The following is a 14,203-nucleotide window of genomic DNA, read 5'->3' on the forward strand; positions in this document are numbered from 1 at the left end:
CGTGTCATAAAGCTGTCATATTGACGTCATACACTGCGCAGCATTCAACCCAACCCCTGAAAAGGACCTTTGATATGCGCATGAAACAGTTGTTGACCTCCTTCGTTGTTGGCGCTTCGGCGGCAATGGCATTCTCGACCGCTTTCGCAGCGGACATGACCGGTGCAGGCGCAACTTTCCCTTATCCGATCTACGCCAAGTGGGCTGAAGCCTACAAAGCATCCACCGGCAATGGCCTGAACTATCAGTCCGTCGGTTCCGGCGCAGGTATCAAGCAGATCAAAGCCAAGACCGTCGATTTCGGCGCTTCCGACATGCCGCTGAAAGCGGAAGAGCTGGACGCTGACGGCCTGATGCAGTTCCCGGCCATCATGGGTGGCGTGGTGACCGTGGTGAACCTGGACGGCATCGCTCCAGGTCAGCTGAAACTGACCGGCCCGGTTGTGGCTGACATCTACCTGGGCAAGATCACCCAGTGGAACGACGCAGCGATCGCTGCCCTGAACCCAGGCGTGAAGCTGCCAGCTGCTGAAATCACCGTGGTGCACCGCGCTGACGGCTCCGGCACCTCCTTCCTGTTCACCGACTACCTGTCGAAAGTGAACCCAGAGTTCAAGACCAAGATCGGTGCCGGCACCGCCGTGAAATGGGTAACCGGCGTGGGCGGCAAGGGCAACGACGGTGTTGCCGCCAACGTGCAGCGTATCAAGGGCGCCATCGGCTACGTGGAATGGGCCTACGCCAAGAAAAACAAGATCGCTCACACCCAGCTGAAGAACAAGGACGGCAACTTCCTGCAGCCTGACGACGACAACTTCAAGGCCGCTGCCGCCAACGCAGAATGGACCAAGACCCCAGGCTTCGGCGTGGTGCTGACCGACCAGGCTGGCAAAACCTCCTGGCCAATCACCGGCGTGTCCTACATCCTGATGCACAAGCAGCAGGCTGACGCGAACAAGGGCAAGGAAGTCATCAAGTTCTTCGACTGGGCTTTCAAGAACGGCGATGCGGCTGCTGTCGAACTGGACTATGTGCCGCTGCCTGACACTGTTGTGAAGCTGGTGCAGGGTTCGTGGAAGGCTAACCTGAGGGATGCTTCGGGCAAGCCGCTGAACTGATCTTCTGAAACCGGCACCCCGGTGTCAGACCCGCAGGGTCTGACACCTAGGCCCGCGGCAGCCGCAGGCCAGGTGTCTGACCCTGTGGGTCAGACGGGGCGGCCATCCGATCGGGGTGCCGGTTTAAAGAGGAAGCTAAGCGGGGTGGCTTGAACAGAAGGCCTCCCCGGTTAGCTAAACCAAAAAACTAAATCATGAGTGCAGAAATCACCTCACCAGCTCCCCTCCAGTTATCGGAACCCGCCACCATGAGTGCCTCCGTTGCTGCCATGCAGTCCGTGGTGCGCAAGCAGCGCATCCAGGATTGGTTCTTCCACAAGATCACGATGGTCTTTGCGCTGACCGTACTGTTTGTACTGGTCGGCATTATCATTTCCCTGATCAATGGCGCCTTGCCTGCCCTGAAAGAGTTCGGGCCTGGCTTCATCACCACCGTTGAATGGGACCCGGTCAACGACCAGTTCGGCGCCGCGATTGCCATCGTCGGCACGCTGGCCAGCGCCGGTATCGCCTTGCTGATCGCCTTCCCGGTCAGCTTCGGCATCGCGCTGTTCCTGACCGAGGTATGCCCGGTCTGGCTGCGCCGCCCGCTAGGCACCGCCATCGAGCTACTGGCTGGCGTGCCATCGATTATCTACGGCATGTGGGGCCTGTTCGTGTTCGCCCCGATGTTCAGCGAATACGTGCAGCCGCTGCTGAAGTCCACCCTCGGCGCCTTGCCTTTTATCGGTGCGCTGTTCAAAGGCCCGACCATGGGCATCGGCATCCTGACCGCAGGCCTGATCCTGGCCGTGATGATCATTCCGTTCATCGCTTCCGTGATGCGCGATGTCTTCGAGATCGTGCCTGCCGTGCTGAAGGAATCGGCTTACGGCCTGGGTTGCACCCGTTGGGAAGTGGTGCGCAAGGTTGTGCTGCCGTACACCAAGACTGGCGTAGTGGGCGGCGTCATGCTGGGCCTGGGCCGCGCCCTGGGCGAAACCATGGCGGTCACCTTCGTGATCGGTAACGCGGCCAAGCTGCCTACCTCCCTGTTCTCGCCGGGCAGCTCGATCGCTTCGACGCTGGCCAATGAATTCGCCGAAGCGTCCAGCAAGCTGCACGTGTCCTCGCTGTTCGCGCTGGGCCTGCTGCTGTTCATCATTACCTTTATTGTCCTGTCCGGCGCCAAGCTGATGCTGATGGGCCTGTCGCGCAAGGAGGGCGTCAAATGATCCAGACCAAGAATCCTGTCTACCGCAAGCGCCTGTTCTTCCATCGCGTCGGCATGGCGCTGTCGGTCGGCGCCATGTCGGTCGGCCTGGTCGCACTGCTGTGGATCCTGGCGACGCTGCTGATCAACGGCTTCTCCGCCCTGAACGTGCTGATCTTCACCGGCGACACGCCTGCTCCAGGCAGTGATGGCGGCGGCCTGCGTAATGCGATCGTCGGCTCGCTGATGATGGTGGGCCTGTCGACGGCCGTGTCGACCCCGATCGGCATCCTGGCCGGCATCTACCTGGCTGAATACGGCGAAGAGAACAAGGTGGCGCAGTTGACCCGCTTCGTGACCGACATCATGCTGTCGGCGCCGTCGATCGTGATCGGCCTGTTCGTGTATGCGCTGTACGTGGCGAACGTGCAGCACTTCTCGGGCTACGCCGGCTCCATCGCGCTGTCGCTGATCGCGATCCCGGTGGTGGTGCGCACGACCGACAATATGTTGAAACTGGTGCCGAACTCGCTGCTGGAAGCGGCCTACGCCCTTGGCGCACCGCGCTGGAAAGTGTCCGTGATGGTGCGCCTGCGCGCCGTCAAGGCCGGCGTGATGACCGGCGTGCTGCTGGCCGTGGCCCGTGTCGCCGGCGAAACCGCGCCGCTGCTGTTCACCGCCTTGAACAACCAGTTCTTCAGCGCCGACATGAACCAGCCGCTGGCGAACCTGCCGGTCGTGATCTACCAGTTCGCCATGAGCCCATACGACAACTGGCGCGAGCTGGCCTGGGGCGGCGCGCTGATCGTGACCTTCAGCGTCCTGGCACTGAACATCCTGTCGCGCACCGTGTTTGCGCAAAAAGCACCAAAATAACGAGTACAGATCATGACCCAAGCTAGCAAAATCATTGAAATCTCCGGCCTGAACTTCTACTACGGTAAGACGCGCAGCCTGCACAACGTCAACCTCGACATCCACGAGAAGAAGGTGACCGCCTTCATCGGCCCGTCCGGCTGCGGCAAATCGACCCTGCTGCGCACCCTGAACCGCATGTACGACCTGTACCCGGGCCAGCGCGCCGAAGGCGCCATCCGCTACCGCGGCCACAACATCCTGGAAGCGGGCCTGGACGTGAACATGCTGCGCGCCAAAGTGGGCATGGTGTTCCAGAAGCCGACCCCGTTCCCGATGTCGATCTACGACAATATCGCTTTCGGCGTGCGCCTGTACGAAGACCTGTCGAAAGGCGAGATGGACGAGCGCGTCGAATGGGCGCTGAAAAAAGCCGCCCTGTGGGGCGAAGTGAAGGACAAGCTGGCCAAGAGCGGCCTGTCGCTGTCCGGCGGCCAGCAGCAGCGCCTGTGCATCGCGCGTGGCGTGGCGGTGAAGCCGGATGTCCTGCTGCTGGACGAACCGACTTCCGCGCTGGACCCGATTTCCACCTCCAAGATCGAAGAACTGATCTCCGAGCTGAAAGAGGACTACACGATCGCCATCGTGACCCACAATATGCAGCAGGCGGCGCGCTGCTCCGACTACACCGCCTATATGTACCTGGGCGAGCTGGTGGAATTCGGCGAAACCGACCAGATTTTCATGAATCCTGTGCGCAAAGAGACCCAGGACTACATCACCGGCCGTTTTGGCTAACCAGAAGAAGAGAGAGAAGAGATTATGATGGGCGAACATTCCTCCAAAGCTTACGACACCGAACTCGAAGGCATCCGCTCCAAAGTGCTGCTGATGGGCGGCATGGTCGAGACCATGTTCCTGGACGCGATGACCTGCTTCCGCATCGGCAACCTGGAGCGCGCCGAACGCGTGGTGGCCGAAGACGCCAACGTCAACCAGCTGGAAGTGCAGCTGGATGACCAGTGCAGCCACCTGATCGTCAAACGCCAGCCAACCGCAAACGACCTGCGCACCGTGATGGCCACCCTGAAGGTGATCACCGACCTGGAACGCATCGGCGACGAAGCCGCCAAGATCGCGCGCATCGCCAAAGCCCTGCACGGGCGCGGCGCCGTGACCCTGAACCACTATGAAATGGTGCGCACCATCGCCACCGCCACCAGCGACCTGCTGCACGATGCGCTGGACGCCTTTGCGCGCAGCGACGAAAAGGCCGCGCTGGACCTGATCGCCCAGGATGCCGTGATCGACCACGAATACCGCTCCATCATGCGCAACCTGATCACCTTCATGATGGAAGATCCGCGTACAATCTCGGCAGCGCTGGACACGATGTGGGTGGCCAAGGCCATCGAGCGCATCGGCGACCACGCCAAGAATATCGCCGAATACGTGATCTACGTGGTGGAAGGCAGGGATATCCGCCATTCCCACGGAGCGACCCAAGAAGCAAGCAAATAAATGGCATCCGACAAAACGACTGTACTGATTGTTGAAGATGAACCGGCGATCGTGGAGCTGGTGAGGTTCTCGCTGCGCGAAGCTGGCTGGAACTGCGTGGTGGCACAATCCACGCAGGAAGCCTGGGAAGTCATGCAGACCCGCACGCCGCAACTGGTGTTGCTGGACTGGATGCTGCCGGACCAGAGCGGCCTGCGCCTGCTGGCCCGCATCCGCGGCGACCGCCACTTCGCCGCCGTTCCTGTGATCATGCTGACGGCCAAGAGCATGGAAGAGGACAAGCTGGCAGGCCTGAATGGCGGCGCCGACGACTACATCACCAAGCCGTTTTCACCGCGCGAGCTGCTGGCCCGTGCTCGCGCACTGTTGCGGCGCAAGAGCCCCGAACTGGCCGAAACCCAGCTCAAGGCCGGTCCGGTGGTGCTCGATCCGGTCAGCTGCACCGTGTCGATGAACGACAACAAGATCGACATCGGGCACGCCGAATACAAGCTGCTCAAGTTCTTCATGGCCCACCCGGAGCGCGTGTTCTCACGCAGCCAGCTGCTGGACAAGGTGTGGGGCGACCATGTGGTGATCGAGGAGCGCACGGTGGACGTCCACGTGCTGCGACTGCGCAAGGCGCTGAAGGATGCCGAGCACCTGATCAAGACCGTGCGCAGCGTGGGATATATGCTGACCGAGAAGCCATGAATCCAAAAGTCGTGTTCTGGGTACCTGTCGCCATCCGGCTTGGCTTCCTGCTGGCAGGCGCGGGCCTGATGTGGTGGTGGTTTGGCCTGGCGGCCGGCATTGTCACCGCCTTTGCCGGCGTGCTGGCTGCCGTGTTCATCCAGCTCAAGTACCTCTATCAGCTGAGCGAATGGCTGGACAAGCCCGAGTCGGGCCGCCTGCCTGATGGCTGGGGCGAGTGGACCAATATTTTCTCGCGCCTGTACCGCCTGCGCCGCGACGACGAAAAGAACCAGGCCGAGTTGACCGAATGGCTGGCGCGCTTCCGCCAGGCCATGCACCTGCTGCCGGACGGCGTCGTGATCATGGACGACGTGCTGTTCCTCGAATGGTGCAATCCGGCGGCGGAAGAGCACCTGGGCCTGCAGCAAGCGCGCGACAAGGGCATGCGCGTGACCAACCTGGTGCGCAGCCCGGACTTCATGGATTACCTGATCCTGGGCCGCTACGACCAGCCGCTGACGCTGAACTTCCGCGGCCGCAAGCTGGTCGTGCACATCATCCCGTTTGAAAACCGGCGCCAGATCCTGGTCACGCACGACATCACCGAGACCCAGCGCGCGGAAATGATGCGCCGCGACTTCATCGCCAATGCCTCGCACGAGCTGCGCACCCCGCTGACCGTGATCGCCGGTTTCCTGGAAATCGCCGCTTCGATGGAGCTGGACGCGGAGACCCGCGCCGCCCACCTCAAGCTGATGACCGAGCAAAGCCACCGCATGCAGCACCTGATCGAGGACATGCTGACCTTGTCGCGCCTGGAATCGGTCGACCACCCGATGCGCCCGGAGCACGTCAACATCCCGGCCCTGCTGGAGCAGGTGCTGCACGAAGCGCGCGCGCTGTCCGGCGGCAAGCATGAAATTTCGCTGGAACTGCATGGCGGCGATGTCATGGGCAATATGGACGAATTGCACAGCGCCTTCGGCAACCTGGCCTCCAATGCCGTGCGCTACACGCCTGCGGGCGGCACCATCAAGCTGCGTTGGGAAGACACGCCGACCGGCGTGCAGTTCCAGGTGCAGGACACCGGCATCGGCATCAATCCGGAGCATATTTCCCGCCTGACCGAGCGCTTCTACCGCGTCGACAAGAGCCGCTCGCGAGAGACGCAGGGCACCGGCCTGGGCCTGGCCATCGTCAAGCACGTACTGCTGCGCCACAGCGGCAAGCTGAATATCAGCTCCGAGGCAGGGCAGGGCAGCACCTTCACGGTCAGCCTGCCGAAATCGCTCGCCTCAACCACCGTCGAGCCCGCGCAAGCTGCCTGAGAAGAAAAATGGGGACGTACCCCATTTATTAGGTAAAATCTGCTCGCCTAAAAAAACGAGCAGATTAACCACTACATGCACTTGAAACGTTTCGCTTTTGCCATCCTGGCCGCCGCAGCGCTGGCCGGGTGCCAGACTAATCCCAATACCGTTACCACCGAACTCGATCCGCCGATCAAATCGACCGACGTGCCGCTGGTTTCCGTTGAACCGCCGGTACAGCCCCCTGTGGTACCGCCGGTTGCGCCAGTGCAGCGCAAGGTGAAGATCGGCCTCGCCCTCGGTGGCGGCGCCGCCCGCGGCTTTGCCCACATCGGCGTGATCAAGGCGCTGGAAGCGCAGGGCATCGTGCCGGATATCGTGGTCGGCACCAGTGCCGGTTCCGTGGTCGGCGCCCTGTATGCGGCCGGCAACGATGCCAAAGCCCTGCAGAAGATGGCCGTCGACCTCGATGAATCGGCCATTTCCGACTGGGCGCTGCCCTTGTTCGGCAAGTCTTCCGGCGTGCTGAAGGGCGAGGCCCTGCAATCCTTCGTCAACAAGGCTGTCGGCAACCGCGTCATCGAGAAGCTGAAAATGCCGTTCGGCGCCGTGGCGTCGGACCTGAAAACTGGCCAGCCCATCCTGTTCCAGCGCGGGAATACCGGCATGGCTGTGCGCGCCAGCTCGGCTGTGCCGGGCGTGTTCCAGCCGGTGAAGATCGGCGACCACACCTACGTGGATGGCGGCCTGGTGGCGCCGGTGCCGGTGCGCTTTGCGCGTGAAATGGGCGCGGAATTCATCATCGCGGTGAATATTTCGACCCAGGCCGAGGCGCAGGCCACCAATTCTTCGCTGGAGGTCATCATGCAGACCTTCTCCATCATGGGCCAGCGCATCAACCAGCTTGAACTGCGCGATGCCGACATCGTAATCCAGCCGCCGCTGGGCAAGATGGGTTCCGCGGAATTCACCAACCGCTCGGGCGCCATGCAGGCGGGCGAGCGTGCAACCCTGGCCGTCATGCCGCAACTGAAGCAAAAGCTGAAGGCGCGCCGCGAAACGCCGGCCCCATAATTATCAGGAAACGAGAGAATGATCACCAAGCCAGTGCTGTCCCTGGACGACATCAAGAAAATCGCCGCTGCCGCCGAGGCGGAAGCAAGCAAGAACAACTGGGCCGTCACCATCGCCATCGTCGACGACGGCGGCCACCTGCTGTGGCTCCAGCGCCTGGATGGCGCGGCGCCACTGTCGTCGCACATCGCGCCTGCCAAGGCACGCCTGTCGGCCCTGGGCCGCCGCGAAACCAAGATCTACGAAGACATGATCAACGGCGGCCGAACTTCCTTCGTCGGCGTGCCGATGGTGGAAGCGCCGCTGGAAGGCGGCGTCAATATCGTGGTCGATGGCCACACCATCGGCGCGGTGGGTGTGTCGGGCGTGAAGTCCAGCGAAGATGCACAAATCGCCAAGGCGGGTATTGCTGCACTGGCTTAAATCTTGCAATTGAAGCAATGACTTCCTAGAATACAGGCAAGGGGGAGTTATGAGACTGCCGTTTGCCTTGCTGCTTGGTCCAATCATCCTGTCGGTGCCGCTGCACGCTGAAGAGCTGCAGCTGTCCGTCATCTCGCGCAGCACCACCCATGCCGACTTGTGGAAAGCGGCGGAAGTCGCTTTCCAGCGCGCCGGCATCAATGCGGTGGTGCGCGAGGTGTCGCCCGAGCGCTCGGCCGTGCTGGCTAATGAAGGCACGACCGATGGCGACGTCGGACGTTCCTCCGGCCTCGAAAAAAACTACCCCAACCTGGTCCAGGTACCTGAGCCGATCTACCAATACGCACCAACGGCGTTCTCTTATAAACGCTTCGACGTGACGGGCGGCTGGGAATCCCTGCGCTCGCACACGGTGTGCATTCGCCGCGGCCTGCGCCAGACCGACCAGCGCACCAAGGACCTGGCGCGCCAGGTGCTGGCCGACGAGGCGACCATGCTGCGCATGCTGGCAGCCGGCGGTTGCGATGTCGCTGTCATGGAGCGCAATAATGCGCTGGCGCGCGCCGCCATGACCGCGGACCCGCCGCTCCAGCGCCTGCTGCCGCCGATGGAAATCATGCCCCTCTATATCTACCTGCACAAGAGCCATGCGGCGCTGGTGCCCAAGGTTGCCGCCGCCCTGAAGCAGATGCGGGCCGACGGCACCATGCATAAGCTGCTTGGCGAAGGGGAGTAGCGATGAAAGTCCTGGTCGCCTTGCTGTGCGCGCTGGCTTCAGCGCCCGTGCCAGGCCAGGACCTGCAGCTCTTCGTGATCCCGGATACGCCAGCCCATCTCGAGGCGTGGAAAACCGTTGAAGCCGCAGCTCACCGTGCCGGGCTGGGCGTCAAGGTGAGTGCCTTGTCCGCTGAACGCGGCATGGTGCTTGTCAATGAAGGCAAGCTGGATGGCGCGATCGGACGCACCATGCTGGCCGCCAGCAGCTATCCACAACTGGTGGCAGTTCCGGAGCCGATCTATATGTACGCGCCAACTGCCTATTCCTATAAGAAGATCGACGTGTCGCGCGGCTGGAAGTCGCTGCGCGGCCACACACTCTGCATGCGGCGGGGCTATAACTTCACGGAAGAGCGCACGGCCGGCATGCCGCGCCATCGCCTGGACAACGATGCGTCCTTATTGCGCATGCTGAAGGCCGGCGGTTGCGATATCGCCATCATGGGCCGCAGCAACAAGGAGGTGCTGGCGATGCAGGGGCACGACCCGGACCTGTTGCAATTGCTGCCGCCACTGGAAGAAGTGCCGCTTTACCTGTTCCTGCACAAACGCCATGCGGCGCTGGTGCCGCGCCTGGCCGAGGCCCTCCGCCAAGGCCGGTGATGCTCCGGCAGGGGCTTGCCGTTGAAGGAACTTTGGGTTATAATTCAAAGGTTTAGCCAATTACCATTCGACCGTAGCGCCTACCTCACACATCCATCATCATCTGACCCGCGAGCCCGGCATTGCGCCCGTACACCCGTGGGTTGTCTGAGTGGCGTCGCTACGGTAACTTAATCAGGAGTTGCCCTTGCCGCCATTTTTTTCTGGCCCAGCCGTTCCAGCCATCCTGGCACTAGCCGACGGAACAATCTTTAAAGGTATTTCCATTGGCGCTGCCGGTCACACGACGGGCGAAGTCGTTTTCAATACCTCCATGACGGGTTATCAGGAAATCCTGACCGATCCATCGTATTCCCGCCAGATCGTCACCCTGACTTACCCCCACATCGGCAACTACGGTATCAATACCGAAGACGTCGAAGCTTCCAAAGTCCACGCCGCAGGCCTGATCATCCGCGACCTGCCGCTGATCCACTCGAATTTCCGCTCCAGCCAATCGCTGACCGATTACCTGAAGGCCGAGAACATCGTCGCCATCGCCGGTATCGACACCCGCAAGCTGACCCGCGTGCTGCGCGAGAAGGGCGCCCAGGCCGGCGCCATCGTGACCGGCGTGCAGGGCAACGAGCCGTCCGTGCAGCAGGCACTGGAACTGGCACGCAGCTTCCCTGGCCTGGCGGGCATGGACCTGGCAAAAGTCGTGACCGTGCCGGAAGTGTACGAGTGGACCGAGACCGAATGGGAACTGGGCAAAGGCTATGGCAAGGTAGCTGACCCTAAATTCCACGTTGTCGCCTACGACTTCGGCGTCAAGCGCAACATCTTGCGCATGCTCGCTTCGCGCGGCTGCAAGGTGACCGTGGTGCCGGCGCAGACTTCCGCCGCCTACGTGCTGTCGCTGAACCCGGACGGCGTGTTCCTGTCCAACGGTCCCGGCGACCCTGAGCCATGCGACTACGCGATCGAAGCGACCAAAGTCTTCATGGAGAAGAAGATCCCGGTGTTCGGCATCTGCCTGGGCCATCAGATCATGGCACTGGCGTCCGGCGCCAAGACCCTGAAGATGAAGTTCGGCCACCACGGCGCCAACCACCCGGTGCAGGACCTGGACAGCAAGAAGGTGATGATCACCTCGCAGAACCACGGTTTCGCCGTGGATGCGGACACGCTGCCGGCCAACTGCCGCGTGACCCACGTGTCGCTGTTCGACGGTTCGCTGCAGGGCTTCGCCCGCACCGACGTGCCGGCCTTCTGCTTCCAGGGCCACCCTGAAGCATCGCCTGGCCCGACCGACGTCGCCTACCTGTTTGACCGCTTCATCAACATGATGAATGCCGCGGAGAAGAAATAAATGCCAAAACGTTCTGACATTAAAAGCATCCTGATTATTGGCGCCGGCCCGATCATCATCGGCCAGGCCTGCGAATTCGACTACTCCGGCGCGCAAGCCTGCAAAGCGCTGCGCGAAGAGGGCTACAAGGTCATCCTGGTGAACTCCAACCCGGCGACCATCATGACCGACCCGGAAATGGCCGACGTGACCTACATCGAGCCGATCACCTGGCAGGTTGTGGAGCGCATCATCGACAAGGAGCGTCCTGACGCGATCCTGCCGACCATGGGCGGCCAGACCGCGCTGAACTGCGCGCTGGACCTGCACCGCAACGGCGTGCTGGACAAGTACAAGGTCGAACTGATCGGCGCGACCCCGGAAGCCATCGACAAGGCCGAAGACCGCGCCAAGTTCAAGGATGCGATGACCAAGATCGGCCTGGGTTCGGCACGTTCCGGCGTGGCGCACTCGATGGAAGAATCGTGGGCGGTGCAGAAGGAAGTCGGCTTCCCGACCATCATCCGTCCATCGTTCACCATGGGCGGTTCCGGCGGCGGCATCGCTTACAACGAAGAAGAATTCGAAGCGATCTGCAAACGCGGCCTGGAAGCATCGCCAACCAATGAGCTGCTGATCGAAGAATCGCTGCTGGGCTGGAAAGAGTACGAGATGGAAGTGGTGCGCGACAAGGCGGACAACTGCATCATCGTGTGCTCGATCGAAAACCTGGACCCGATGGGCGTGCACACCGGCGACTCGATCACCGTCGCTCCAGCGCAGACCCTGACCGACAAGGAATACCAGATCATGCGCAATGCCTCGCTGGCAGTGCTGCGCGAGATCGGCGTGGATACCGGCGGCTCCAACGTGCAGTTCTCGATCAACCCGAAAGACGGCCGCATGATCGTCATCGAGATGAACCCGCGCGTGTCCCGTTCCTCGGCACTGGCATCGAAGGCCACGGGCTTCCCGATCGCCAAGGTGGCGGCGAAACTGGCCGTGGGTTTCACCCTGGATGAACTGCGCAACGAGATCACCGGCGGCGCAACCCCGGCTTCGTTCGAGCCTTCGATCGACTACGTCGTGACCAAGGTGCCGCGTTTCACCTTCGAGAAATTCCCGACCGCCGACCACCACCTGACCACCCAGATGAAATCGGTGGGCGAAGTGATGGCGATTGGCCGCACCTTCCAGGAATCGTTCCAGAAAGCCCTGCGCGGCCTGGAAGTTGGCGTGGATGGCATGAACCAGAAGACCGTCGACCGCGAGAAGCTGGAAGAGGAGCTGGGCGAGCCAGGCCCGGACCGCATCTGGTATGTCGGCGACGCTTTCGCCCAGGGCTTCACCCTGGAAGAGGTGTACCAGCTGACCAAGATCGACATGTGGTTCCTGGTGCAGATCAAGGAAATCATCGACCTGGAACTGTGGCTCGACACCCAGAAGCTGGAAAACCTGGACAAGAACACCCTGTACAAGCTGAAACAGAAGGGCTTCTCGGACCGCCGCCTGGGCTACCTGCTGCAATGCGGCGACACCGCCGTGCGCAACAAGCGCCGCGAACTGGGCATCCGTCCGGTGTACAAGCGCGTCGACACCTGCGCCGCCGAGTTCTCGACCGACACCGCCTACATGTACTCGACCTACGATGAAGAGTGCGAGTCCAACCCGACCGACAAGAAAAAAATCATGGTGCTGGGCGGTGGCCCGAACCGTATCGGCCAGGGTATCGAATTCGACTACTGCTGCGTGCACGCCGCACTGGCCATGCGCGAAGACGGCTACGAGACCATCATGGTCAACTGCAACCCGGAAACCGTGTCGACCGACTATGACACCTCCGACCGCCTGTACTTCGAATCGCTGACCCTGGAAGACGTGCTGGAAATCGTCGACCTGGAAAAACCGGTTGGCGTGATCGTGCAGTATGGCGGCCAGACCCCGCTGAAGCTGGCGCTGGACCTGGAAGCCAACGGCGTGCCGATCATCGGCACCTCGCCGGACATGATCGACGCCGCGGAAGACCGCGAGCGCTTCCAGAAGCTGCTGCAGGACCTGGGCCTGCGCCAGCCGCCTAACCGCACCGCGCGCACCGAAGAAGAAGCGCTGGCGCTGGCACAGGAAATCGGCTACCCGCTGGTGGTGCGTCCTTCCTACGTGCTGGGCGGCCGTGCGATGGAAATCGTGCACGAGCAGCGCGACCTGGAGCGCTACATGCGCGAAGCGGTCAAGGTGTCGAACGACTCGCCAGTGCTGCTGGACCGCTTCCTGAACGACGCCATCGAGTGCGACGTGGACTGCATCTCCGACGGCGACACCACCTTCATCGGCGGCGTGATGGAGCACATCGAACAGGCCGGCGTGCACTCGGGCGACTCCGCCTGCTCGCTGCCGCCGTACTCGCTGTCGCAGGAAACCATCGATGAACTGAAGCGCCAGACCTCGCTGATGGCCAAGGGCCTGAACGTGGTTGGCCTGATGAACGTGCAGTTCGCGATCCAGAAGCAGGATGGCAAGGACGTCGTCTTCGTGCTGGAAGTGAACCCGCGCGCCTCGCGTACCGTGCCTTACGTTTCCAAGGCGACCGGCCTGCAGCTGGCCAAGATCGCCGCACGCTGCATGGTCGGCCAGAAGCTGGCAGAGCAGGGCATCACGAAAGAAGTCGTGCCGCCTTACTTCAGCGTCAAGGAAGCCGTGTTCCCGTTCGTGAAATTCCCTGGCGTGGACACCATCCTCGGGCCGGAGATGAAATCGACCGGTGAAGTGATGGGCGTTGGCACCACCTTCGCGGAAGCCTTCGTGAAGTCGCAGCTGGGCGCCGGTGTCAAGCTGCCGACCTCGGGCAAGGTATTCCTGTCGGTGAAAGCGTCGGACAAGCCGCGCGCCGTGAAAGTGGCGAAGGACCTGGTCGATGCAGGCTTCACCCTGTGCGCCACCAAGGGCACCGCCGCCGTGATCGAGGCAGCCGGCATTCCTGTCACCCCGGTGAACAAGAAGTCCGAAGGCCGTCCGCACGTGGTCGACATGATCAAGAACCACGAAATCGTCCTGGTGATCAACACCGTGGAAGAGAAGCGTACCGCGATCAACGACTCGCGCAGCATCCGTACTTCCTCGCTGGCGGCCCGCGTGACCACCTACACCACCATCGCCGGTGCTGAGGCCGCCGTGGCCGGTATCCGCCACCTGGACGAATTGCGTGTGTACGATTTACAAGGCCTGCATAAGTCTTTAAACTAAGACCCGGTAAAGTAGTACGCTTGACAATATAACCACAGAGCCCGCGCTGAAGCATGGCGCGGGCTCTGTGCTTTTTAGCAATTTG

At 61.8% G+C, this 14,203-nt stretch carries 13 protein-coding genes; all 13 read left to right on the top strand.

The window, feature by feature from the left end; translation table 11 throughout:
• Nucleotides 1–74 precede the first annotated feature (74 nt).
• Nucleotides 75–1,118, top strand: coding sequence for a phosphate ABC transporter substrate-binding protein PstS (pstS, locus tag ACN9MU_RS13600; RefSeq protein ID WP_426171324.1), 1,044 nt, complete (start codon nt 75–77; stop codon nt 1,116–1,118).
• A 248-nt stretch (nt 1,119–1,366) separates the two neighbouring features.
• Nucleotides 1,367–2,332 carry a phosphate ABC transporter permease subunit PstC gene (gene pstC, locus ACN9MU_RS13605; protein WP_426171326.1) on the top strand — a complete coding sequence of 322 codons (966 nt, stop codon included), beginning with the start codon at nt 1,367–1,369 and terminating at the stop codon, nt 2,330–2,332.
• Nucleotides 2,329–3,186: a phosphate ABC transporter permease PstA gene (pstA, locus tag ACN9MU_RS13610; protein ID WP_426171327.1), complete on the top strand. Its 858-nt coding sequence runs from the start codon at nt 2,329–2,331 to the stop codon at nt 3,184–3,186. Before pstC ends, pstA begins: the two co-directional genes overlap by 4 nt.
• Nucleotides 3,187–3,198: 12 nt before the next feature.
• A complete protein-coding gene (gene pstB, locus ACN9MU_RS13615) occupies nt 3,199–3,963 on the top strand; it encodes a phosphate ABC transporter ATP-binding protein PstB (RefSeq protein WP_426171328.1) in 765 nt (254 codons plus the stop codon).
• A gap of 24 nt (nt 3,964–3,987) precedes the next feature.
• A complete protein-coding gene (gene phoU / locus ACN9MU_RS13620) occupies nt 3,988–4,686 on the top strand; it encodes a phosphate signaling complex protein PhoU (protein WP_426171329.1) in 699 nt (232 codons plus the stop codon).
• A complete protein-coding gene (phoB, locus tag ACN9MU_RS13625) occupies nt 4,687–5,379 on the top strand; it encodes a phosphate regulon transcriptional regulator PhoB (protein WP_057263163.1) in 693 nt (230 codons plus the stop codon). It begins immediately after the preceding gene.
• Entirely contained in the window at nt 5,376–6,689 is a 1,314-nt protein-coding gene (gene phoR / locus ACN9MU_RS13630) for a phosphate regulon sensor histidine kinase PhoR (protein WP_426344730.1), read from the top strand. Before phoB ends, phoR begins: the two co-directional genes overlap by 4 nt.
• A gap of 75 nt (nt 6,690–6,764) precedes the next feature.
• Nucleotides 6,765–7,745 carry a patatin-like phospholipase family protein gene (locus tag ACN9MU_RS13635; RefSeq protein ID WP_426171333.1) on the top strand — a complete coding sequence of 327 codons (981 nt, stop codon included), beginning with the start codon at nt 6,765–6,767 and terminating at the stop codon, nt 7,743–7,745.
• A gap of 18 nt (nt 7,746–7,763) precedes the next feature.
• Nucleotides 7,764–8,168 (top strand): heme-binding protein, encoded by a 405-nt coding sequence (locus tag ACN9MU_RS13640; RefSeq protein ID WP_426171335.1) that lies wholly within the window; start codon nt 7,764–7,766, stop codon nt 8,166–8,168.
• A gap of 49 nt (nt 8,169–8,217) precedes the next feature.
• The gene (locus tag ACN9MU_RS13645; RefSeq protein WP_426344731.1) at nt 8,218–8,904 is read left to right on the top strand and encodes a substrate-binding periplasmic protein; all 687 of its coding nucleotides are present in this window, start codon (nt 8,218–8,220) and stop codon (nt 8,902–8,904) included.
• 2 nt (nt 8,905–8,906) lie between these two features.
• A complete protein-coding gene (locus ACN9MU_RS13650) occupies nt 8,907–9,548 on the top strand; it encodes a hypothetical protein (RefSeq protein WP_426344732.1) in 642 nt (213 codons plus the stop codon).
• Between the two features lie 187 nt (nt 9,549–9,735).
• Nucleotides 9,736–10,899: a glutamine-hydrolyzing carbamoyl-phosphate synthase small subunit gene (gene carA / locus ACN9MU_RS13655; RefSeq protein WP_426322979.1), complete on the top strand. Its 1,164-nt coding sequence runs from the start codon at nt 9,736–9,738 to the stop codon at nt 10,897–10,899.
• Entirely contained in the window at nt 10,900–14,118 is a 3,219-nt protein-coding gene (carB, locus tag ACN9MU_RS13660; protein ID WP_426171342.1) for a carbamoyl-phosphate synthase large subunit, read from the top strand. It begins immediately after the preceding gene.
• The last annotated feature ends 85 nt before the right edge of the window (nt 14,119–14,203 follow it).

The organism is Pseudoduganella sp. R-32, from assembly GCF_049913245.1.
Classification (GTDB): Bacteria; Pseudomonadota; Gammaproteobacteria; order Burkholderiales; family Burkholderiaceae_D; genus Rugamonas.